This window comes from Paenibacillus sp. GL_099_B (assembly GCF_057835695.1).
The window spans coordinates 2,753,035-2,775,019 of record NZ_CM174430.1; the positions used below are offsets into that span (position 1 = coordinate 2,753,035).

The window sequence follows — 21,985 nt, forward strand, 5'->3', positions numbered from 1 at the left end:
CCAAATGAAGATTACGTTTATGCCGGATACGTACACTGTTGAAGAGCTAAAAGTCCCTAACTTGCAAGATAGGATGTACTGCATAATTGATCTAGAGGGCACAGGAATTAACCCGGCAGAGGAGAGTGTGACCCAATTTGGTGCAATGAACTACAAAAAAGGAGAAACATTAGATTCAACGTTCACTTCACTTGTACGCGCCTCTAGGCCGATTCCAGAAGCGGTCGCGAAGTTAACGGGTATTTCAAATGAGGATATGATCCAGGCTCCCTCATTTGCAGAAGCATTCCAGGCTTTTCTGGAATTCATCGGGGATAAGGTATTAGTCACGCAGGCGGGTTATGAGTATGATTTGCCCATATTGAAACGACATTGTGATATGAATGGGCTGATGATGTTTTCCAATCCGGTGTTGGATACAAAAGCGATGTTTACATATATTCATCCTGAAATCTCCGAGGTCATCTCTACCGATTTCCTGATCCGGTATTATGAACTGAATACAGACGAAATTCACAGGCACAATGCCTTGGCCGATTGTGGTGTGATTGCTCGTATTTTCGAACATGTCCTGAATGAATATCAGGCTCTTGAATTGGATCATTTCACTGCGGATCGGAAACATGTGATGAAGCGTTTTGTGATTCCTGAGATGTATTTGACAGCGTCGAATGGAGGAGGGAAGCCAGATGAGTAGAGTGGATGCAGATAAATTGCTGGCTGATTTGAATGAGGGGCTGATGATTAATCAGCAGACATTCGAAGGACTGGAAGTGGAAGCCTATCTGGATCAACGGGATGCTTCCGAATTTGCCGATGTGTGGATGCAGGCAATTGAACGGTTTGCTCAGAATTCTGACGTCGTGGAAGAAGAAGTGCTTCGTGTTTGCAGGGAACTGGCTTTCAAACGAACGATTGCTCTTGCGGGCGATCCGGAACTAGCGGGATATGTCAGTGATGATATTGGTTTGATTGGTGCTGCTCTATTACAGGATGAAATGCAAGATTCATTTGTTATGCAATTACTTGAACGTTATCAACAAGGTACATTACCCCTGCGTTAAGCGGGGGTGACGGTTGTATATTCTTTTCGTTTGTATAAAAAAATAGTTTCGAATGTGTATTGTGAGTTTTGCACAGCATAAGGTACAATTCATCTAAGCATTGAGTGAGAATGATAATCATTATTTATAAAGCATGTTCTCACCGATACAACAACAGATTACATAGGGGTGAAGGGTATCATGGTAAGGTTCAGTAAAGGCTTCAAAGGGTGGACGATCATACTGCTACTCATGGTTGTAGTAATATCGGGCTGTAGTGCAAATTCTGAGTCAAAAGCAGAACAGGCTCCTGCATCTGGGACCGCAGTATCGGATGGCAGTACATCTGAAACAACAGAAAAAGAACCTGAGACACGTGTCATTCAGGATGAATTCGGTGATGTGACGATCCCGGTGCATCCGCAGCGGATTGCTGGTATCTATGTGGAAGATTATCTGAAAGCACTGGATATTACACCTGTAGTTCAATGGTATCACCCGTTGTGGGGAGTGCAGGAATATCTGGATCTGGATGTGCCTCAATTTGATACTACAGGAAGCATTGAGGCTTTGTTGCAATATGATCCAGATCTCATCATTGTGGATGGCGGAGTGGACATGGAGAAATATGAGATGTATTCAAAGGTGGCACCGACGTATCGCCTGCCTGAAGATATTCTACAGGATTCCAATAAAATTTTAACGACCATTGCGGATGTTGTTGGTAAACCGGACAAGGGTAAAGAAGTTGTTGCGGCATTTGAAGCCAAGATTGCAGACGCTAAGGCGAAGCTTCAGGAAGCCGTTGGGGATGAGACCGTAGCGGTTGTCCGACTGAATATCAGCAATAATACATTGGCATTGTTCGGTGTGAAAAATCGATTTACCGGATTTATTTATTCGGAGCTTGGTCTAACACCTCATCCATTGGTCGGCAACATGGAAGAATATCAGGAAATCCTGTCCGAAGAAGCTTTTCCAGAGCTTGATGCGGATCACATTATTGTATTTCCATCCAATGGAGAGTGGTCATCTCCAGAGAACAAGGAAGCTTTGAAGGTGCTGGATAGCAAGTTGTGGAAATCTCTCCCGGCAGTCAAAAACAACCATGTGTACATGATGGAAAGATCCTATTGGCAATCAGGTGCGATTACGGCAAACACATTGAAGATTGATGATCTCTTGCAAAAAATGACGCCATAAGCCTTTTCCATAAGAAAGTTCTTCCCTCAGGGTTGAAGAGCTTTCTTTTTTCGTTTACACTGTTGTAAATGATAACAATTCTCAATTAAGGAAGATGAATATGTGTCCCACGATTGTACAACTGATTTCCAAGCCCTGGTTATGCATGCTACAACATATGAAATACATGGATTATAGCCAAGTTGATATCCCCAAAAGGCAGACATATAACATGACAACATCACACGCTCTTTTCGTAGTGACGGGTGGGCATGGCTCAATAGACTCTTTGGACAATAGGGACACTCGCCTGGAAAAAGGGATGATTCTGTTTGTTCCGGCTGGACGTACCATTGTGATTGAAGGCTCCAGTGAGTTGCAATATTACAGACTTGAACTGATGGTAGCTGAGGTAAAAGAAGATACGTCCAGTAGGTTGAGTATAAAAGACGAAACGGCGCAACAAGGGCTTCCAGTCTTGATTTCAGATCAAGATCGGTTGCCTCTTATTGAGCTGAATTATAGTCCATGGAGTTCCTGTCTGAAATCGGTAGAACAGATATCGCGTGGGCAGACTGCTCATGATTGGCTGGATCAATGGGAGATGCAACTGCGTTTCCAGGAGTGGTTCCGAGTGCTGCTTCGGCAAAATGATCCCGAGATTGAATCGCCGGATGACCGTGCCCGGCTTCAAAGCTCGATTCGTTATATTCGCGAACACTACGATCAGCCCATAACAGTTGATGATCTGGCAGCAGAGATCCGGCTTACCAGATCCAGTTATACCCGACAATTCAAGGAGATCACAGGCAAGCTTCCGCTTGATTATGTAAATGCTGTACGATTGGAGCATTCCAAACTGCTGTTACAGATGACCGATGATCGCTTGCATGATATTGCACAGAATGTGGGATTTAATAACGAGTATTATTTCGGCCGCCGATTCAAGCAATATGCAGGTGTTTCACCAGGGGTATATCGGCGCCATTACCGTCAAGAAGTACGTGTGTTTGCACCGTATCTAGAGGATTTTGTACTGGCTCTTGGAATAAAACCCGTGTTGCAGTGCTCCCATCGCTCATGGGGCAGGCAGCATTATTTGGGAATGGAAGATATCCCTGAATTCGATGTTACTCGGATAGATGCAGGTTTTAATGAAACGAATGTGCCTGAATTTATTATGTTGAACGACGGGTATAAACGCTGGAATCTGGATCGGTTTGAGCAAGTAGCACCGACGTTTTATATGGAGCACGAGGGTGAGGACTGGCGTTCCATTTTGAAATCCACAGCGGATGTGCTGGGAAAGGTAAGTCGGGTGCAGGATGTAATAGGTGATTATGAGGAAAAGGCACAGGAAGCCAAGAAACGTTTGACACGTCATATGCGTGGCCAAACCGTCGCTTTTTTGCGTATTTCTGCATCGGAAATTACACTCTATGGAAATCAATACGGTTATGTAGGACCTGTGCTGTATCAGGATCTCGGATTGACCCCGCATGTTCGTGTTCAGCAATGGGCGAGTCAAAGTAGAAGAGTCGGTATTGGGCTTGAGCAGCTATGTCAGCTTGAGGCAGATCATCTCTTTATCACATTTGATAATATGGATTCTGCCTATTCCGGAGAGGAGCGGAAGCTCCTGGAGAGAGAGGAGTGGAAACGAATGCCTGCCGTAAAAAGCGGTCACGTATATGAGGTGGATTTTATGACTTGGATGAATTATGGTGTTATATCCCATGGGAAGAAGATCGATGATATATTGCGGTTTATGGCCTGAATTATACTTGAGTAATGTAAAATCTCCTGAACCATTATACTTCCAAGGTAGTTGCATTCCCAATCCTTCTATTACTTTTGGAAGTTTCTGAAAGTCAGTATTAAAGCAGCCACTGAGATAAACAGTCCCGTTAAAGAGATTATCCAAATTGCGATGTTCATACTGAGCCCTTCTAATGAAAATTTAATTGCTGTTTATGTTAAGATTGGGGTGAACAGGCGTTGTGTTAGCCATTACTCGGGAACTTGCGTGGCCTGTAGCGTTTGGTTCATTTTTTTCTTTTTCTTGCTCTTAGCGTCATTTAGCGTATTGACGAAGGCCGTCGTCTTGTTTTCGATCGCACACAGTCGCTGACATGGCTGAGAATAAATCATAGGCGTGATCGCCTGACAACCTGAATAAGATTATGAAAGCATTAGAGCTTAATGATATATCTCAATTAATTCATTACGAAAAGGAGCAGCGGGGATGACCTCGCTGCTCCTTTTTATTCTTAACTGACCTCTTTGATCAATTCCTCGTTATTATTTCTCACATTACCTACTGCAGAATCCACCTTGTATGCTATCATTTCATCGGCCTCATGTGGCCTGAGAAGCCTCAAAACGCTTTCCTTGTCCGACTCCTTGTTTAGCCAATCTGCTTCATCTTGCGGCCGGAGAATGACTGGCATACGATCGTGGATGTCCGCCATAAGACTGTTAGGTTCAGTAGTAATGATAGTGCATGTTGAAAGCTTGTTACCTTCTGGATCAATCCAAGTATCGTATAGGCCAGCAAGCGAGAAGATGGAGTCATCTTTCATTAAAATCCGCATTGGTTGCTTTACGGATCCATCCTTTTTCCATTCATAAAATCCCGAGCATGGGATAATACAACGCTTGGAACTGATCAGGCGTTTAAAGGCTGGTTTCTCTGTGAGTGTCTCTGCACGGGCGTTAATCATCTTATTTCCTATTTTTTCATCCTTTGCCCAATTAGGAACTAGACCCCATCGGAGCGCCCCCAATCGATTACCGTCTTTGCTACCGATAATTGTCGGGATGAATTGCATAGGTGCAGCGTTGTAATTAGGTTTGTACTCAAATCCTTCAGCAATAGAAGCATAGTACCTGTCCATAATTTCTTCGATTGGATCTGTAATCGTGAATCTTCCGCACATATCGAAGCCTCCTTTAAAACGCTATAGTCTGTAATTTAACTCAAATCTTTAACGTTAGAAACGGGTAATATGTGGAGTTGCATAACCAATTAAAATTAATTATGCAATAAATCACGTGGAATTACTGCGAAACAACATGGGAAAACAGCAACGTATGCAAGCAGGTTTGCATAAGATCAAAATATAGAAAAAAAGCCTGTTCATTACTGAACGGGCTTTTTGGTGTGGTATTACTCAGGTGATCCAGGAGATTTAGTTTTTCTCCATAACAGCAAAGTAATTGTTTTCGTCATCTGCAAAGTTGAATACTCTTCCGCCAGGCATCGTTACAATCTCGCCAACCGTAACTTGTTTATTGGATAAGTGAGTGTAAAGTTGATCCAGATTATCTGTGAAAAGCATAAGAGATGGTGTGCCAAGGTTTAATTCAGGGGACATTTTGGCAACGAATTCTTTGTCGTGCAGGATAATGGTAGTTTGAGCATCCTTCACAGGAGCAATCTCGATCCAGCGCATGCCATTCCCATTCACCTCGTTAACGATATGGAAACCTGCTTTTTCCGTCCAAAATTGAAGAGCCTTGTCCTGATCGTTTACATACAACATAATTTGCCCGACTTGAGTAAACATTGATTTACACTCCTTATATACGTAGTTGATCATGGTTGAAGCAGGTATGCATTTGGATGTAGCTATTTAGATTGAGTCAAGCTTTATATTACCATATACGAGCGCCCAACATACAACTTCAATTCAAACACAAAAAGAGGAAGCAAATGTCCTTGACTGCCGCATTGCGACATACCATTAGATAAAGGACAATTCGAGCGACCGAATTACCTTTTAAGCACAGCCATGTAATGGCAGATGGGAGCGCTGTAATGACGAAACGGGTAGTTCTATTGGAAGAAGGTACGGCAGAGATGAAAGGGCTGATGGGTAGTAAAGGGGCTGGACTTGCAGCATTGCTCCAGGCAGGTTGGCCCGTTCCGGCCGGGTTCATTGTAACAAAGGAAGGCTGTCGCGCGTTCTGTACCCGTCTTGCACATCTTTCAGCTGAAGGAGCCCAAGAGATTGGGAGGGCAATTCAGCATCTTGAGAAGCAATCCGGCAAATTCTTCGGCGATTCCTCAGTACCGCTGCTGCTTGCCGTCCGGTCAAGTGAATCGTGTTCCCGTGGTACAGCATCCCATGCTTTGCTTCATGTAGGACTGAATGATGTGACGGTGGAGGGCTTCGCGAGGCAAACGAATGATCGTCAGTATGCCCTTAATTGTTATCGAATTTTATTGCAGGATTATGGTCAACTGGTACACGACATTCCGTATGCCCTATTTGAAGAAAAATTGGGTGATATCTCGATACTCGATGAAGCGAAGCTAGAATTCGCCATCGCGGAATATAAACGTTTAATTGAAGAGAGAGGACATCAGCCTTTCCCTCAGGATGTGCAGTTACAGTTAAAAGAAGCGATGCGTGTAGTTTCTGATTCACAGCGTGTTCTACGGCCCAACTCCCAACAAGAACTTCTTCGCAAGCCTTCTCATTTCTCCGATGAAACTCAAGTAGCAACTGTTCTTATACAGGTGATGGTCAATGGCGAGAGTGGTGACCGCAGCGGAATCGGAACGGTATATTCTCGTCATCCGGGTACTGGGGAACGAGGCATGACAGGTGATTACGTTTCATCTGCTGCTTCCTGGCGTTCAAATGAAGGACTGGATCAACTGCGGAGTGAAGAGTCTGAACTGTATGGTCTTTTGCAGGATGCTTGCGGTTATCTGGAGTCCCACACGAGAGAGGTACAGGAGATCCAATTTGTTGTGGATTCTGGGACCCTGTATCTTGTGGAAATCAGTGAAGCGAGGTTAACCTCGCAGGCGACGCTGAGGAGTACTGTAGATCTCGTGGATGAAGGAGTAATCACCAAAGAGGATGCAATATTGCGTATCCAGCCTTGGCATGTGACGGAATTGCTGAAAGCATCTTCAAATTTATCACCAGAGCTGCAGCTTCTGCTCGAATGGGCTGATGAAATGAAGGGACTTACAATACTTTCGAATGTGGATCATCCAAAGGACGCCGTGAAGGCCCGCTCGTTAGGGGCTGAGGGCATTGGATTGTGTCGAACAGAACAACTGTTGTTGTCTGCTTCGAGATTTCCTTTTGTACAGAAAATGATTCTGGCAGACAGCGAAGCTGAGCGCAAACGTGGACTGGATCGTCTGCTGCCAATGCAGCAGGCTGATTTTGAACAACTCTTTGAAGCGATGGATGGTTATCCGGTAACCATTCGATTGCTTGATCCGCCTCTGCATGAGCTGCTGCCTGATATTGAAAGGTTAAACGAACGACGTGAGCAGTTGGCTCTCTGGAAATTGGAGGAAAACAACACCGAAGTGAAGGAGCTTGAGCGTGTCATCCGCAGGGTGCTGGAATTGCATGAACAATATCCGTTGCTAGGACAGCAGGACTGTCGACTGGGAACCGTGTTCCCGGAAATCTACGATATGCAGCTTGAAGCCATTTTTCGTGCAGCGGTGAAGGGCATCCGCCAAGGGCAGTGGGTGAGGCCTGAGATTATGATTCCTTTGGTAGGTCATGCCAATGAACTTCAGGTCATGAGAGATCTGGTGGATCATGTTGCGGACCAGGTGCTTGGAGAGGAGAAGCGTCACTGTCTTTACAGAGTTGGAGCACGGATTGAAGTTCCTCGAGCGGCACTGACCGCAGCTCCTATCGCCCGTCATGCGGACTTTTTCTCGTTTGGCACTGATGAGCTGACACAGATGACGTTTGGTTACAGTCGTCACAATACGGAGAAGCCATTTCTTCATTTTATTGAGCCACAACGCTCACTGCCCAGCAATCCATTTCAAGTGCTGGATATCGACGGAGTGGGGCAGTTGGTGGAGATGGCTCTCGTTCAGGGCCGAATTCGGAAACCTCATCTAAAAGCAGGCATCTGTGGCGAGAATGCAGCCGATCCGGCTTCCATTGCTTTTTGCCACCGTATTGGTCTGGATTATGTGAGCTGTCTGCCAGAACAGGTACCGCTTGCTCGTATTGCTGCCGCACAGGCGTCACTCCTTGCTCAGAAGATGGACCCAAACGAAAACAGGCAGGACGGCGATATATCGACGATTGCGTAATGTTTCCATATCCCCTCATGGAATACCAACCCCAAAACTGTTATACTGAAATATGCGTTTTGTAAAAGGAACGTAAAAATTTCAGATAAGGGTTGAAAGCGACCATGTTTAATTCCAAAAATGAGCGGACCTCATCACGGACTTTATTTGCCGTGTTATTTATTCTTATGCTGCTGAAGCTGTCGCTTTTGCGGTATTTCTTTTTCCAGGGTCTGTCCGGCATCGGTTTCGTTACTGACGCATTGGGGGCTCTGACAGTGGTATGTATCCTCGATCTGATCGTGCCAAAAGGCTGGAAGCGTGCAGTGTACGCAGGATTCAATGTGTTGTTCTCGCTGGTATTGTTCGCGGCGACACTCTATAACGTACATTTCAGTTCGGTTCCCACATATACGGCACTCAGCGAACTAGGCCAAGTCGCCCAAGTGAGGGGCAGTATCGGACCTTTGGTAAGACCTGAGCACTTCCTGTTTTTTGTGGATATCGTACTGGCTCTACCAGTATGGTTTATCTTGCGCAGTCGTCGTGCCTCAGTTCGTAACAGCAGCTATCGCGACAGTGGACTCCATTTCGGCAGAAGCCGGAGGCGGTATTGGGGCAAGTTGGGTGTAGCCCTTACGGCTGCATTTAGCATCGTGCTGTCAGGCAGCTTCATTGTCAAAGGGGAAACGATTGATAATGAACTTGTTCGTGCCGAAAATCTTGGTTTCCTGAATTATCAGGTATCATCGGCGATTCTGACGAGCAAAGAAAATGAAGCAATTGCGAATGGCAACATTAACGAAACAATCGACAAGATTAATCAACTGGTTAGCAAGTATCCGTATCAGGATAAATCGAGTCAGGGCACGGCTATTAAAACCAAATATTTTGGTCAGGCCAAAGGAAGCAACTTGATTGTCCTCCAACTGGAGTCATTTCAAAACTTCCCGATTAATGCTTCACTCGACGGTCAGGTATTAACCCCTGTTCTGAATGATCTGGCCAAAGAAAGCTATTATTTCTCTCATTTTTTCCAACAGATCGGACAGGGAAATACATCGGATGCCGAGTTCATGTCGAACACATCCATCTATCCAACCGGAGTTGTACCTATGTCAGCAGGGTATAGTGACCGTGATCTGCCAAGTCTTCCAAAATTGCTTGGGAAAGAAGGATATGAGTCAGAAACGTTCCACGTCAATGACGTCACCTTCTGGAACCGGAACAAAATGTATCCAGCGCTTGGATTCAATCGGTACTTCGACAAGCCTAGCTTCAAGAATGATAAGTTTAATGATTTTGGACCATCGGATGAGGAATTATATCGTGTAGGTGTGGAAAAAATGGCTGCGCATCAGGCTGCTAATCAGCCGTTCTATGCTCAGTTCATTACAGCATCCAGCCACTCGCCGTTTACGGTTCCTGCGGACCGAGCGAGAATTACCATCCCGGCCACGATCACCAATACGTTACTGTATGATTATCTGCAAGCGATCAATTATACGGATTATGCGGTAGGTCAACTGATCGATGAACTCAAGGCAAACGGGTTATGGGATAACACAACACTCGTTATATATGGCGACCATTTCGGTCTGCCGGCAAACGATGAGATTACTCAGCAGATACAGACTAATCTGGGCGTGCCCTATGACGGTAAAGTTAGTCGTTTCAACATCCCGCTCTTAATCCACACGCCGAAACAGGCGAAAGGTCAAGTTATAGAACAGCCTGGCGGTCAATTGGATATTTTACCAACGGTGATGAACCTGATGGGTGTCTCTTTGAAGGAAGAGAAATTCACATCCTTTGGACACGATTTGCTTAACATGGACCATAATTCGTTCGGTATCCGGTATTACTTGCCTACAGGTTCATTTGTGAATAATGACATTATGTTTATTCCGGGTGCGGGCTTTGATGATGGAACAGCTTACTCGTTAAAAACGTATGAACCCGTCACGGATTTTGAACCGTATCGTTCCGATTATGAGCACGTACTCAGCTTGATGAAGCTGTCTGACGAGTATGTAAAGCTGTTGCCCAAACGTGCACCGTAATTGAATTCTTATATGTATGAAATACTATAGCGTCACTGGCTCACGAGCTGGTGGCGTTATTTGTTTATTCATCGTACATCTATATGTGTAATGAAAAGGAGATATCCTTTGAAACTGTAATCAATAATGTTACAATGGAAGATGTAGCCACTAACGCAGGATGACGAAAGGAATGAATATAGATGAAACTTAGTGTACTTGAACATGGACATATTAATGAAGGACGGACGGTACAGGATACCCTTCAGGAGACTGTAACTCTTGCCAAACATGCAGATGAATTGGGATTCTCCCGCTTCTGGATGTCGGAGCATCATGGCAGCGGGGCACTGTCATTTTCCAGTCCGGAAGTTATGATTGCACACGTTGCAGCACATACAGATCGAATTCGCGTAGGTTCAGGCGGCGTTATGCTGCCCCATTACAGTGCATATAAAGTTGCCGAGAACTTCCGTTTGCTGGAAGCGCTACACCCTGGCCGAATCGACCTTGGTATTGGCAGAGCACCGGGCGGCATGCCGATTGCCAGCAGGGCTCTGAATGAAGGAAAGTCATCGAATGTGCAATTCTTCCCGCAGCAGATTGCCGATCTGGGTGGATACTTTCATGAACAGCTGCCGGAAGATCATCGTTTTGCATCCTTAGTAGCCGGACCATCCGTACCAACTGTTCCCGAAGTATGGTTGCTCGGTTCCAGTTCCGAAGGTGCGCGAATTGCTGCGGCACAAGGGACCGCATACGCGTTTGCCCAATTTTTCGGAACGCCGGGTGGAGAGGAAGCGATGAAGCATTATCGCAGACATTTCAAACCTTCCATCCTGAATGACCAACCACATTCCATGATTGCGGTGTCGGCATTCTGTGCAGAGACTGAAGAAGCGGCCGCTGAACTGGCTCGCAGCAATGAGTTATTCTTCCTGCGGCTTGGCCGGGGTCTGGAGCAGAACTCATTCCCATCCCTGGAAACGGTGAATAACTATCCATTTACGGCCATGGAGATGGAACAGATCCGTCAACGCCGTTCTTTTTCCATCGTGGGTACACCGGATCAAGTGAAGGACAAAATTACGGCAATGGCTGAACGCTATGAAGCGGATGAAGTTATTATTGCATCAGCGATTCACTCATTTGAGGATCGTTTGCGTTCATTCAGCCTGATAGCGGAAGCCTTTAAACTAAAGCAGGATTAATCGGTACTGAACGGGAATTAGTATTCTGAAATGGCTGGAGCTTTGTCTTGCAAGGTTCCGGTTATACTCTTGCGTGATCAGGGAGAGGAGAGATTCACATTCGCAGATGTGTCATTAGTGATATTCATGGCTGTTACGACGAATTCATTGCTCTGCTTGAGCAGGCAGCATACGATCCGAAGCAGGACGAGCTGATTTTGTTAGGTGATTATGTCGATCGCGGACCGAAGAGCAAAGAGGTCGTGGAACAGATTATGCAGATGCACGAACAGTACAACATTATTGCGATCAAAGGAAATCATGATGCGATGATGGTCAAGGCGCTGAACCATGATGTCGAGGAATATGACAAACACTGGATTCGCAATGGAGGTCTACAGACGCTGGCCAGCTATGTTGAGGTTTCTTTGGATGATGAGCAGTTGGACTGGGATGTTTATACTGAAGCCAAACGGTGGCTCCGTACACACTATGAGCATCATCTTCGTTTTTTGGAACAGCTTCCCCTTGTATACGAAATTCCTGGTTATATCTTTGTACATGCCGGGATTAATCCGGAGGTGGAGGATTGGCGGACCCAGTCAGAGCGTGATTTCATTTGGATTCGTGAGCCGTTCTATTCGAGACCAACCTCGCTTGAGGAGACGGTGGTATTCGGTCACACTCCAGTCAAAAACTTGCATAACGAGCCAGGTGTCTGGTTTGACCCTAGTGGAGACAAGATTGGCATTGATGGCGGATGTGCTTATGGTGCTCAATTGAACTTGCTGGAGATCAGCGAAGACGGAAGTGTGCAGACTCTTTTTGTGAAAAGAGGAGAGACCCGTCAGGGTCCCGAGATCTAATCCACGCGGCGGATTTCAAATAAATCATTAGGTGTGATATCGAAGTATACACAGAGTTTCACAATGAGGGATGCAGAAATCTTTTTCTTATCCATATTGGTGTTGTGCAACAGTTCCATAATGGTTGTTCTACGATGTCCAATTTCTTCTGACAATTTGAGGACAGACATGTTGTTGTGCTTTTTCAAGATCTCATCGAGTTTGCAGTGTAGTGTGACTTTATCGAAATCCATAGTGATCCTCCAGCAAGATTATTTAAAAGTTTTAGTTGGATATGGTTGCACTTTCAAAGTGCAGATGATATATTTGGAATATGAATTGCACTATGATAGTGCAGGTTGTCTTCTTGAAACTAGAAATTCAATTTCAGACTCCTAAAGTGGAGGGGATTGATGGATGAGAGACGTTACACCTATGGTAAATCAACAGGCTGTAATACATATTGTTAGGAAGAAGCCCGTTTGGACTGAGTTGGCAGCTATACCTGATGGCATTCATTTCTATCATATTACAGATTCATTGGGAAGAAAATGGAGAACAATTGGTCAGCATATCACAGATGCTATTGAAGTTTTTGGTTTTGGATATCGCGAACCTTGGACAATCATTTTGGAGCAGGCTCCGTATGATTCCGAATTGAGTGTAGAAGAACTTCTACGGAAATTGAATGTCACTATGTACGACGAAGAGTTAATCTGTGATATGCATATCATATTAAATACTCTGGATCGACGCAATGAGTTTGTCCAGCGGATTCTGGATATAAATCCACATAGCATATTTCAACTGTTGTATGAGTTAAAGGCAGAGTATTTGGTGCAAGACTCGATATCAGAGGTCACCTTTAAACAAAAGTATAAATTAAATCCTATTGAAGCTCTAACCTTTTACTTTCTTGAGAATGTGGATTGGTATACATACCGACAATGGATCGAAGCTGGCGGAACGGCAGAGTTGTGCATTCGTTTACGGAATGATAATCCATATATAAGCCTGACTGAAGCTATCGAAAGGGCGGAACAGAATTTATGCTCACTGTGAGTATAAAGGCAAGACCCTGACATGAATTTGTAATTAATTCGCTGTAAAGGGATTGGAATTAAGCCTTATTAACGCTATAATCAGTAAGGGTATGATTGAAATATTACATTTTATTAATCTAAATCAGAATTGACGGAGGGCTATTAATATGGAAAAAGCATTAATCTTCGGTCACAAAAATCCCGATACGGATACGATCTGCTCGGCTATTGCCTATGCAGACTTGAAAACAAAATTGGGTCAGGACGTTGAAGCTGTTCGCCTCGGCGAAGTAAACGGCGAAACTCAATTTGCATTGGACCAATTCAAAGTGGCAGCGCCACGTTTGATCAAAACAGCAGCCAATGAAGTGAACAAGGTCATCCTGGTTGACCACAACGAGCGTCAACAAAGCGTCAGCGATATTGAGGACGTGACGGTTGTTGAAGTTATCGACCATCACCGGATCGCAAACTTTGAGACAAGCCAGCCTTTGTATTTCCGTGCAGAACCTGTAGGTTGTACAGCAACCATTTTGAATAAATTGTACAAAGAAAACGGCGTGGAAATCAGCGCACCGATTGCTGGTCTGATGCTGTCCGCGATTATTTCCGACTCCCTGTTGTTTAAATCCCCAACATGCACAGAACAGGATGTAGCAGCAGCACGTGAACTGGCTGCCATTGCTGGTGTGGATGCAGACAGCTATGGTCTGGATATGCTGAAAGCGGGCGCGGATCTGAGCCAGAAAACGATTGCTGAACTAATCTCCCTGGATGCGAAAGAATTCGCAATGGGCCAAGCGAAAGTGGAAATTGCGCAAGTGAACGCGGTTGACGTGAATGATGTACTTGTGAAGCAACCAGAGCTTGAAGCAGCGATTGAAGCGATTATTTCCAGCAAAGGTCTTGACCTGTTCGTATTTGTCGTAACCGACATCCTGAACAACGATTCTGTTGCATTGGCTTATGGTGCTTCCACCAAAGCTGTAGAAAAAGCGTACAATGTGACATTGTCGGATAGCAGAGCGCTGCTCAAAGGCGTAGTATCCCGTAAATCGCAAATTGTTCCAGTTCTGACCGAAGCGTTCAACTCGTTGTAAGATGCACAAAACCGACGTATAACCATTACGTCCAGATACGATGAATATTCAGTTACAACATCCAAGCCTGCTCTTGATCTGTCATAGGTCAGGACAGGCTTTTGTTGTAGAGGAGGATGTACCATGATCAAAAATGAAAAGATTAAAGCGACTGAAGTGCAACTGACCGGCCTGAACGGTGAAGATCTCGGCATCATGTCTACTCGTGACGCACTTGCACTTGCGAAGCAGCACAAGGTTGATCTGATCTGTATGTCTCTAATGACCAGCCCGCCACTTTGCAAACTGATTGGCGCTGGAGCAGCGAAGCAGGAAAAGCAGCAAGAGAAGAAGAAAGCTGCGAAATCACCGGATAAACGTAAAGTGAAGGAGATTCGACTGAACCTGCAGATGGAAGACCACGATCGGGAGACCAAGCAATCTCAGGCAGAGCGCATCCTGACGAAGGGGGACTCGGTGAAGCTCGTCATCCAGGTGAATGGGGCCAAGGAAGGAACAGCAGGCAAGGAATGGGCAGAACAGTTGTGCAAATCTCTTGCTGAGTATGGCAGTAAAACGACAGGTATTCAGGTGAGCGGCAAACAGGTCGTTGTACAGTTAGACCCCATTGGATAATCGATGAACGAAATCAGCTAAATAACAATGGAACTGTGGGACAATCGGGTCGTTTGGGATTGGTTGTCCCAAGTGCTCCAAAAAACCCCGGAGAGCAGCAGTTGACTTGCTGCTCTCCGGGGTTTTCAGCATGAAATATCGTTATAGCACTTCTGTAATCCTAATGACAATTACGCTTCAAGCTACTTAGGTTCGCAAGTAACGGCTGCCGCCAATGCGTACATACAACTGTCCCGGTAAGACCGGGGTAGACGAGGCTGTCTGTGAATTCGCGTTACTGTTCTTGGCATACCGGGATAGATATAGAAAGTCCGGATAAATAACCGTATCCATTAAATAGGCTGACACTGTACTTCCGGGAATGCGGTTTTGATTCAGTGAACGAATGATTTCTTCCCCGCTTGCAATCCCGATTCCATGACCATAATATAGGTCTTCACGCAGCATAATGGTATTCTCTCCCTGCCACTCTGGTGTTTCAGGGGAAACGTCCGGATTTTTGAAGTACAATACATCTCCAGGAAGCGCAGAGTCGCTGCCGTTCTTCTCCGTTAATCGTAGATCGCTGTCATAGTGCCAGTCGTAGAGCAGCAGGTTGCGAAACAGTGAATTGAAATCATCTTCCCGAATGCTGCCCAATACTCCGCCATACAGTACGATCACTGTCGCTGTTGCACATTCAAAGGCATACAAATGACCATTCTTCCAAATGTCCCGGATTCCCTCCGCAGGCGTTACCTCAGCCCTTAGCTCAAAGCCACCTTCAGCATTTCGATTCCAATATGCCGGGTTGCACCTGGATTTCTCGAATGAGGCAAAGCTGACCCCGCTTCGATCAAGCGCTTCCGCTGCATCAACCAGAGACTCGCGCAACGTCCATTCAAAGTGAAGATGATCCATGGATTGATATGTGTATACTGTTGGACTGTTCTGTAGTTGCTGTAACCAGTGCCATGCAAAAGCAGACCAATCCGAACGCACCAGCTCAATCGGTTGATTCGCAACAATGATCATAATCATAACCTCCAGTATCATTGGGATGTTCAGCCTTGTACAAAAGGGTATGCACGCGTATTCTGTAGTATATGACGCCACTTATGCGGTTTTTATGTCTACCAGGTGCAGACAGCATGAACACACGATAAGAATGTCGATTATTGCCTGGAATTTTGTTGATCTCGTTTATAAATCATTACTTTTGGGGTACTACTCTTATAAATGAAGTTATGTTCAGGTCGATCTGTTCATACGGAATATATTCAGATTCCCAATAAAGGAGGATATGTGGTGTCGAATCCAATTGTAGAGAATCGCTCTCTGTTCGAACAGTTATATACACATGCACCGATCGGCATTGCTGTTGCCTCGCATGTGAACGGACGTTGGCTACAGCTTAATCCGGCATTTTGCGAGATGCTGGGATGCAGTGAAGATGAATTGATTGACTCCCCGATTGTACATATGATTTATGAGGAAGACCTAGAAATGGAGGAGTTTAGATCCAAGTTCTGGGATATGACTAATGGATTAATCCTGATGTATGAAACCGAGTTACGGCTTAAGCGTAAGGATGATTCTCTTCTGTGGGCGACATTACGAGCCTGTATCGTCAGGGATGAAGCGAACGGCGAGCCGCTTTATTTGCTTGTACAGGCAGCGGATATTTCAAAGCAGAAGGACGCGGAGAGTCGACTGATTGTACAGCGCAAGCAGTTGGAAGAGAGCAGTCGAATCTCAAGATTGTTGACCGAATCCTCGCTTGACCTGATTGCCATACACCAGGCCGACCCGGAGCGGACGTTCAAGTACGTATCTCCAGCCAGCCAAAGCATGTTGGGATATGATCCAGAAGAAGTCGTTGGTCAATCTGGCCTGTTCTGCATTCACCCCAACGATGTGCCTCTGGTCGAAGCTTACGTGGCTGGTCAAATTCAGGGCCTTGCTCCTGATCGAATGAGCTATCGGCTCCTGCATAAAGATGGTTCTGTTGTATGGGCAGATACCATCACTCATTATCTATATGACAAACAGGGAAATCTGCAGGAAATGATCGCGGTGACCCGTGATATTACAGCAAGCAAGCAGCAGCAATTAAGTCTTCAGGAATACCAATCATTGTTCGACAGTAACCCACTCGGAGTTGCTTCATTGGATTTGCACGGAAACTTGCTGAAGGCCAACGCAGGTCAGGAGCAATTGACAGGCCATACCAAGGAGGAACTTCTTAGTTCATCCTTTGATCATCTCATTGACCCGGTGGACCTGGATAAAACGAGGCATCACTTTGAAGAGACCGTAAAAGGAACCGCACAGAGCTATGAAGTGGGGTTGATTCACAAAGACGGACAGCGTATTGAAACGAGTGTGATTAATGTTCCGATTTTGCTCGAGGATCGGGTCGTAGGCGTCTATGGAATAACTAGCGATATTACGGAGTCCAAAAGGTATGTAGAGGAAATTGAAAATCTCAGTTATGAAAGGGCGTTGATTCTCAATGCCATGTCTGAGGGAGTCATTGGCCTGGATCAGAATGGAAACCTGATATTTGCCAACCCGATTGCAACGGAGATGATGGATTTCTGCCCGTCTGAAATGAATGGCAAGCCGCTTGAAGAGATTATGTTACAAATGCAAAGTGAGGGTATCCCTTATCCATCCAATGGCACTCCGCTTCTTCAAGCTGTACGTGAAGGGCGAAGCCTGCCGCGATCTGAGTCTGTATTTTGGAAGCAGGATGGCTCCAGCTTCCTGGCGGAGTTCCAACTGAAACCGATTATGGAGCAGGGGGACAATCGTGGGGCAGTACTGGTTTTCCGCGATATGACATCGGTGAAGGACATCATTCGTGCCAAAGAAGTGGCAGAACATGCGGACCGGGCCAAGTCCGAGTTCCTGGCGATTATGAGTCATGAGCTACGTACACCTCTGAATGGAATCATGGGCATGGCTCATCTGTTAAAAGAAACAGAGCTGGATGAGGAGCAGAATGGCTTCGCTGATATCATCATCGACAGTGGTGAATCACTGCTGCATATTCTGAATGAGATCTTGGATTTTAGCAAGATTGAAGCAGGCAAAATGGATCTCGAACGCCAGCCAGTTGATATCAAATCCGTTCTTGGCGGGGTCATGGAACTATTCGCACTTAGAGCTTCCGAAAAGAATATTGAACTATACTGTGAAATGTCAGATCAGATTCCCGAACGCGTAAGAGGCGATGAAACACGGATTCGTCAGATTCTAATAAATCTGGTAGGCAATGCCGTCAAATTCACGGAGAAGGGAAGCATTCAGGTTCATGTGAACGTTAAGCCAGCGGAATTTTACAATGAGAATCACCTTATCTTGTTAGTTTCGGTCAAAGATACGGGGATTGGCATTCCGTTCAACAAGCAGCATCAACTGTTCCAGTCCTTCTCACAGCTCGATCCGGCTATCAATCGCAAATATGGAGGTACAGGTCTGGGGCTGGCTATCAGCAAGAAGCTGGTGGAACTGATGGGCGGCGCCATTGGTGTACAGAGTGAGACAGGTGAGGGAGCAGAGTTTCAATTCACCCTGTTACTTGAACGATGGCAAGATGAGACCACGGATCCGATTGAAGAGGTGGCTGATAGCGACCTGAAGCTAGATCGAACAAGTCTGGCAGCGGGGATCAAAATTCTTATAGCTGAGGATCAGTCATTGAACAGTCATTTGCTGGAGGAAATGCTTCGTAAGCTCGGCGGTGTATGTGATATCGTGGAGAACGGTGCAGAAGCGGTGAAAGCATTGGAAAGGGAAACATACGATCTTCTCTTTATGGACATCCAAATGCCTGTTATGGATGGGATTGAAGCGACCTGCAGAATTAGGCAAACCCACCCTGAAATTCCGGTCATTGCAGCCATCACCGCATTTGCAGGAGCGAACGACCGTGAAGCCTGTCTGAAATGCGGCATGCAGGACTTCATCAGCAAACCGTTCAGCTCTACGGAAATAAGTCGTGTGCTAAATACATGGGTTCCGTACATTCGGTCCCATCACGAGCGCTGATGGGCGTTTGTACTGTGAATAGTGGGATAAGAAAATAACCTGCCCCTAATTGAGGGAGCAGGTTATTTTGCATACCGTCGGTATAACCCTGACAGATGTCAGGACCATCCTCCAATTAACCCCGAAAGGGTTACGCACTCGTCATCTTCCAATTCTGCAATTAGGGTAAGTTCTTCGTTATCATTGGGGTCCACCGAGAATAATTCACGGCGTCCGTCTTCGTGGACAATAATGACCAACTTATTACCGCTTTTTGTATCAAACTGGTACTTTACTCCGATACCAGGCAATGGGCATTCCCGGATATTCATGAAACCTGTCACCTCTTTAGCTTTTCCATAGTTAAGTTAACCGTTCACACAGTACGGATGTATTCTACTATCCATAACACCGTTTGGCAAGTCAGAATTGAAATAGTAGTCATCTGATCCAAGCTTCTTGAGCTGTGGTTAGTTATACATTCCGACCCTGTCGGGTTCGTCTGCGACGGACCATAAACCAGATAAGTAATGCAATGATCAGCACCAAGGCAATGCCCCCCGTAATTATGATATTCCGAATATTCGGGACCTGTACGGTCAAATCCAGTTTATTCGTATTCAGTGGGGAGACGTGCCAAATAAGGGTTTTTCCATGATCTTCGACCAGATCTGCATTGGAATCCTGCGCCTTGATCGGCAGCGTCAGCTTGAAATCAAAGTTGACATCTTTCAGCAGCAAGTTTTTGAGAAATGCAGGGACCTTGCTGATTTGGTCTTTGACTTCTCCATCTGGTATAGTCTGCAACAGTTCTGCTTCCGCAGCAATATGCAATTTGGAAGTGAAGAAGCCGGGTGTAGTGGATTGCTCCACCTTGATTCCATCAGGCAGATCCGACGTGCTGAAAGTAGAGACGGTATTACTTTTCTCATAATGGGTTGTCGCTTTGAGTTGTGTCCGATCTCCCTGATCCGAAACTTCGGCCTGGAAATTGTTCTGTTTCAACGTATCTGCGAGCAGTGTCATGAGATTGTCTTGTCCTATCATACCCAAGGCTGAGTCGGTTACGCTGAGATTCAGATCCAGATCGGATGAACCGTCCATATTAACCGTGACATGAGCTTCACCATCAGCGCAGGCGGATAGTATAAACAGCATAAGAGTTAGTAAACAAGCGAATAATAGCTGACGATAATAGGGTATTCGAGTCGACATTCAGTTCAAACCTTTCTGCGTATAATCCAATTCCAATTCATAGAAGTATAGTATACACCGTAAGGATGGCGGATGAAACTTTGTTCACTACAAGAGCAAGGTAAATCGTACGCTATGATATGATATATCTATAGAGAAAGAGGAATGTTGAATAATCGAATATCATTTAAATCAGAGGGAGTAATGCGATAACGGTTGGAATTACAATGAAAAAGGACACAATATGTTGAGTGGAAATGAAGATTTCGTATTTTTGTCAATGTTCAGTCAATTCAAAATGGGTTTCACCGTGTAAACTGATAGTAGTGTGAAGAAATACGGAGCAGGGGGGTTACATTCATGACATATATCATTATTATGGGTATCATTATGGTTGTGGGAATGGTCGGAATGGGCTGGTTCTACAAGATTATGGACAACGATCAACACTAGGGTATATTGAAAAATACTTGAAAAGACAAGCCTATAAGCTGGCTTCGCAATGGATGCGAGGCGGGCTTATTTGTATATAATGCCAAAAAGTCTAAAAATAGCATGAAATAATGTCGGATTTAAGTGGTATGCTTGTATATGGGAATGTTTTACACTTACATCTGTAAGCGTTTACATTAAAGTTAACGGGAGGCTAACATTATGGGTTTGAAGATGAAAAAAAGATCAGGCAAGAAAGCATGGATGCTGCTGGTCATGTCATTACTGATTGCGGCCGTTCCAATTACAGCCAGCGCAGCATCGGATTCCACAGCGTATGCCAAACTTAATTTCAGCAACAACAAGTACTATATATTCAACAATAGCTGGGGTAGTTCGAGTGTCAGTGGCTGGTCCCAGTCCGTGTATGTGAACAGTAATACAGATCTGGGTTACGTTTGGAACTGGCCAACAACTGCGGGTGGAGTCAAAGCTTATCCTTCTATTGTCAGCGGCTGGCACTGGACAGAGGGCTACACGCCAGGAAGTGGGCTGCCAACACGATTGTCTGCGAACAAAAGTATCAATACCGGAGTAAGTTATTCTAAGGCGTCCAACACCAATGGGGAATATAATAATGCGTATGATATCTGGCTGCATGACATCGGTAATGCGACTTGGTCGAGTACACCTACCGAGGAGATCATGATCTGGAACGAATGGACTTCCGGTGTAGGTCCCATTGGTTCCAAAGTGTTCTCGGATGTATCCATTGGTGGACAAACCTATGATCTGTATCGCGGGGAGATTACCGACAACGGAGTGCATCAATGGTGGGTATACTCGTTCCTGAAGAAGTCAAAATCTCCTAACAACTTTAGCATCAACGTCAAAAACTTCACTGATTATCTGATCTCCAAAAGTTACTTTACCAACAGCAAATATGTCAGCAGTGTTGAATATGGAACCGAGATTACGAAAGGCAACGGCCAGATCAATTACTCTAACTGGTATGTGAACGTTCAGTAACGGCTCCGTTTATCACGTATATTCCTGATTCAATGAGATGCTGCTCGGTGGAAAACCCATTTCCTGCTGATGCAGCATCTTTTACTTGTGTATTGTACCTAACATTCATGCGTAACATATGTAACGAGTGATGTAGCTCCATTTGACCGATGGACAAATATTTTTCGTAAAGTTGGGATTTTTAGG

19 protein-coding genes are annotated in these 21,985 nt (G+C 45.2%); 13 read left to right on the forward strand and 6 right to left on the reverse strand.

The genetic code is table 11. The features are described from left to right. The first annotated feature begins 4 nt into the window (after positions 1–4). The 4 genes from AC3ITG_RS12935 to AC3ITG_RS12950 all read left to right on the forward strand — a co-directional run bounded on the left by AC3ITG_RS12935 (position 5) and on the right by AC3ITG_RS12950 (position 4,002). Positions 5–697 (forward strand): 3'-5' exonuclease, encoded by a 693-nt coding sequence (locus AC3ITG_RS12935; RefSeq protein ID WP_489253944.1) that lies wholly within the window; start codon positions 5–7, stop codon positions 695–697. Next, the gene (locus tag AC3ITG_RS12940; RefSeq protein WP_489253945.1) at positions 690–1,064 is read left to right on the forward strand and encodes a hypothetical protein; all 375 of its coding nucleotides are present in this window, start codon (positions 690–692) and stop codon (positions 1,062–1,064) included. Before AC3ITG_RS12935 ends, AC3ITG_RS12940 begins: the two co-directional genes overlap by 8 nt. Positions 1,065–1,244: 180 nt before the next feature. Further along, a complete protein-coding gene (locus AC3ITG_RS12945) occupies positions 1,245–2,246 on the forward strand; it encodes an ABC transporter substrate-binding protein (RefSeq protein ID WP_489253946.1) in 1,002 nt (333 codons plus the stop codon). A 211-nt stretch (positions 2,247–2,457) separates the two neighbouring features. Further along, positions 2,458–4,002, forward strand: a complete 1,545-nt coding sequence (locus AC3ITG_RS12950) for a helix-turn-helix domain-containing protein (protein ID WP_489253947.1) — start codon at positions 2,458–2,460, stop codon at positions 4,000–4,002. Between the two features lie 493 nt (positions 4,003–4,495). Here the strand turns inward: AC3ITG_RS12950 and AC3ITG_RS12955 are convergent, their stop codons facing one another. Both AC3ITG_RS12955 and AC3ITG_RS12960 read right to left on the reverse strand, forming a co-directional pair. Next, a complete protein-coding gene (locus tag AC3ITG_RS12955; protein ID WP_413377879.1) occupies positions 4,496–5,164 on the reverse strand; it encodes an SOS response-associated peptidase in 669 nt (222 codons plus the stop codon). Positions 5,165–5,416: 252 nt separating this feature from the next. Then, positions 5,417–5,794: a VOC family protein gene (locus tag AC3ITG_RS12960; protein WP_053779906.1), complete on the reverse strand. Its 378-nt coding sequence runs from the start codon at positions 5,792–5,794 to the stop codon at positions 5,417–5,419. 251 nt (positions 5,795–6,045) lie between these two features. Here AC3ITG_RS12960 and AC3ITG_RS12965 point away from each other — a divergent pair, with 251 nt between their 5' ends. The 4 genes from AC3ITG_RS12965 to AC3ITG_RS12980 all read left to right on the forward strand — a co-directional run bounded on the left by AC3ITG_RS12965 (position 6,046) and on the right by AC3ITG_RS12980 (position 12,393). After that, positions 6,046–8,316: a putative PEP-binding protein gene (locus AC3ITG_RS12965; RefSeq protein ID WP_489253948.1), complete on the forward strand. Its 2,271-nt coding sequence runs from the start codon at positions 6,046–6,048 to the stop codon at positions 8,314–8,316. A gap of 104 nt (positions 8,317–8,420) precedes the next feature. Next, complete coding sequence (locus tag AC3ITG_RS12970) at positions 8,421–10,358, forward strand: LTA synthase family protein (RefSeq protein ID WP_489253949.1); 1,938 nt, start codon at positions 8,421–8,423, stop codon at positions 10,356–10,358. 182 nt (positions 10,359–10,540) lie between these two features. After that, a complete protein-coding gene (locus tag AC3ITG_RS12975) occupies positions 10,541–11,548 on the forward strand; it encodes an LLM class flavin-dependent oxidoreductase (RefSeq protein WP_489253950.1) in 1,008 nt (335 codons plus the stop codon). 113 nt (positions 11,549–11,661) lie between these two features. Continuing rightward, on the forward strand, positions 11,662–12,393 hold the full coding sequence (locus tag AC3ITG_RS12980; RefSeq protein ID WP_413379601.1) for a metallophosphoesterase family protein: 732 nt from the start codon (positions 11,662–11,664) through the stop codon (positions 12,391–12,393). Here AC3ITG_RS12980 and AC3ITG_RS12985 read toward each other — a convergent pair. Next, positions 12,390–12,626 carry a helix-turn-helix domain-containing protein gene (locus tag AC3ITG_RS12985; RefSeq protein ID WP_053779901.1) on the reverse strand — a complete coding sequence of 79 codons (237 nt, stop codon included), beginning with the start codon at positions 12,624–12,626 and terminating at the stop codon, positions 12,390–12,392. The genes AC3ITG_RS12980 and AC3ITG_RS12985 overlap by 4 nt on opposite strands. 163 nt (positions 12,627–12,789) lie before the next feature. Here AC3ITG_RS12985 and AC3ITG_RS12990 point away from each other — a divergent pair, with 163 nt between their 5' ends. From AC3ITG_RS12990 to infC, 3 genes are all read left to right on the forward strand, one after another. Continuing rightward, positions 12,790–13,434 carry a hypothetical protein gene (locus AC3ITG_RS12990; protein WP_489253951.1) on the forward strand — a complete coding sequence of 215 codons (645 nt, stop codon included), beginning with the start codon at positions 12,790–12,792 and terminating at the stop codon, positions 13,432–13,434. 148 nt (positions 13,435–13,582) lie between these two features. Then, complete coding sequence (locus AC3ITG_RS12995; RefSeq protein WP_076289717.1) at positions 13,583–14,515, forward strand: manganese-dependent inorganic pyrophosphatase; 933 nt, start codon at positions 13,583–13,585, stop codon at positions 14,513–14,515. A gap of 123 nt (positions 14,516–14,638) precedes the next feature. Beyond that, complete coding sequence (gene infC, locus AC3ITG_RS13000; RefSeq protein WP_489253952.1) at positions 14,639–15,130, forward strand: translation initiation factor IF-3; 492 nt, start codon at positions 14,639–14,641, stop codon at positions 15,128–15,130. Positions 15,131–15,316: 186 nt separating this feature from the next. Here the strand turns inward: infC and AC3ITG_RS13005 are convergent, their stop codons facing one another. Then, positions 15,317–16,144 (reverse strand): protein-glutamine gamma-glutamyltransferase, encoded by an 828-nt coding sequence (locus AC3ITG_RS13005; protein ID WP_413377892.1) that lies wholly within the window; start codon positions 16,142–16,144, stop codon positions 15,317–15,319. Positions 16,145–16,417: 273 nt separating this feature from the next. Between AC3ITG_RS13005 and AC3ITG_RS13010 the strand changes: the two genes are divergently transcribed. Beyond that, positions 16,418–19,165: a PAS domain-containing hybrid sensor histidine kinase/response regulator gene (locus tag AC3ITG_RS13010; protein ID WP_489253953.1), complete on the forward strand. Its 2,748-nt coding sequence runs from the start codon at positions 16,418–16,420 to the stop codon at positions 19,163–19,165. A 98-nt stretch (positions 19,166–19,263) separates the two neighbouring features. Here AC3ITG_RS13010 and AC3ITG_RS13015 read toward each other — a convergent pair whose 3' ends face one another. Together AC3ITG_RS13015 and AC3ITG_RS13020 are read right to left on the reverse strand one after the other, a co-directional pair. Then, complete coding sequence (locus tag AC3ITG_RS13015) at positions 19,264–19,476, reverse strand: cation:proton antiporter regulatory subunit (protein WP_053779896.1); 213 nt, start codon at positions 19,474–19,476, stop codon at positions 19,264–19,266. A 142-nt stretch (positions 19,477–19,618) separates the two neighbouring features. Further along, positions 19,619–20,359 carry a hypothetical protein gene (locus tag AC3ITG_RS13020; RefSeq protein WP_489253954.1) on the reverse strand — a complete coding sequence of 247 codons (741 nt, stop codon included), beginning with the start codon at positions 20,357–20,359 and terminating at the stop codon, positions 19,619–19,621. Positions 20,360–20,992: 633 nt separating this feature from the next. On the opposite strand from AC3ITG_RS13020, the gene AC3ITG_RS13025 reads away from it, so the two are divergent. Beyond that, positions 20,993–21,799 carry a glycoside hydrolase family 12 protein gene (locus AC3ITG_RS13025; protein ID WP_489253955.1) on the forward strand — a complete coding sequence of 269 codons (807 nt, stop codon included), beginning with the start codon at positions 20,993–20,995 and terminating at the stop codon, positions 21,797–21,799. Positions 21,800–21,985 lie beyond the last annotated feature (186 nt).

Bases quoted from the DNA above. Each gene is read 5' to 3' on its own strand.
- AC3ITG_RS12935 (WP_489253944.1), top strand. From the start codon at position 5: ATGAAGATTACGTTTATGCCGGATACGTACACTGTTGAAGAGCTAAAA.
- AC3ITG_RS12940 (WP_489253945.1), top strand. From the start codon at position 690: ATGAGTAGAGTGGATGCAGATAAATTGCTGGCTGATTTGAATGAGGGG.
- AC3ITG_RS12945 (WP_489253946.1), top strand. From the start codon at position 1,245: ATGGTAAGGTTCAGTAAAGGCTTCAAAGGGTGGACGATCATACTGCTA.
- AC3ITG_RS12950 (WP_489253947.1), top strand. From the start codon at position 2,458: ATGACAACATCACACGCTCTTTTCGTAGTGACGGGTGGGCATGGCTCA.
- AC3ITG_RS12955 (WP_413377879.1), bottom strand. From the start codon at position 5,164: ATGTGCGGAAGATTCACGATTACAGATCCAATCGAAGAAATTATGGAC.
- AC3ITG_RS12960 (WP_053779906.1), bottom strand. From the start codon at position 5,794: ATGTTTACTCAAGTCGGGCAAATTATGTTGTATGTAAACGATCAGGAC.
- AC3ITG_RS12965 (WP_489253948.1), top strand. From the start codon at position 6,046: ATGACGAAACGGGTAGTTCTATTGGAAGAAGGTACGGCAGAGATGAAA.
- AC3ITG_RS12970 (WP_489253949.1), top strand. From the start codon at position 8,421: ATGTTTAATTCCAAAAATGAGCGGACCTCATCACGGACTTTATTTGCC.
- AC3ITG_RS12975 (WP_489253950.1), top strand. From the start codon at position 10,541: ATGAAACTTAGTGTACTTGAACATGGACATATTAATGAAGGACGGACG.
- AC3ITG_RS12985 (WP_053779901.1), bottom strand. From the start codon at position 12,626: ATGGATTTCGATAAAGTCACACTACACTGCAAACTCGATGAGATCTTG.
- AC3ITG_RS12990 (WP_489253951.1), top strand. From the start codon at position 12,790: ATGAGAGACGTTACACCTATGGTAAATCAACAGGCTGTAATACATATT.
- AC3ITG_RS12995 (WP_076289717.1), top strand. From the start codon at position 13,583: ATGGAAAAAGCATTAATCTTCGGTCACAAAAATCCCGATACGGATACG.
- infC (WP_489253952.1), top strand. From the start codon at position 14,639: ATGATCAAAAATGAAAAGATTAAAGCGACTGAAGTGCAACTGACCGGC.
- AC3ITG_RS13005 (WP_413377892.1), bottom strand. From the start codon at position 16,144: ATGATCATTGTTGCGAATCAACCGATTGAGCTGGTGCGTTCGGATTGG.
- AC3ITG_RS13015 (WP_053779896.1), bottom strand. From the start codon at position 19,476: ATGAATATCCGGGAATGCCCATTGCCTGGTATCGGAGTAAAGTACCAG.
- AC3ITG_RS13020 (WP_489253954.1), bottom strand. From the start codon at position 20,359: ATGTCGACTCGAATACCCTATTATCGTCAGCTATTATTCGCTTGTTTA.
- AC3ITG_RS13025 (WP_489253955.1), top strand. From the start codon at position 20,993: ATGGGTTTGAAGATGAAAAAAAGATCAGGCAAGAAAGCATGGATGCTG.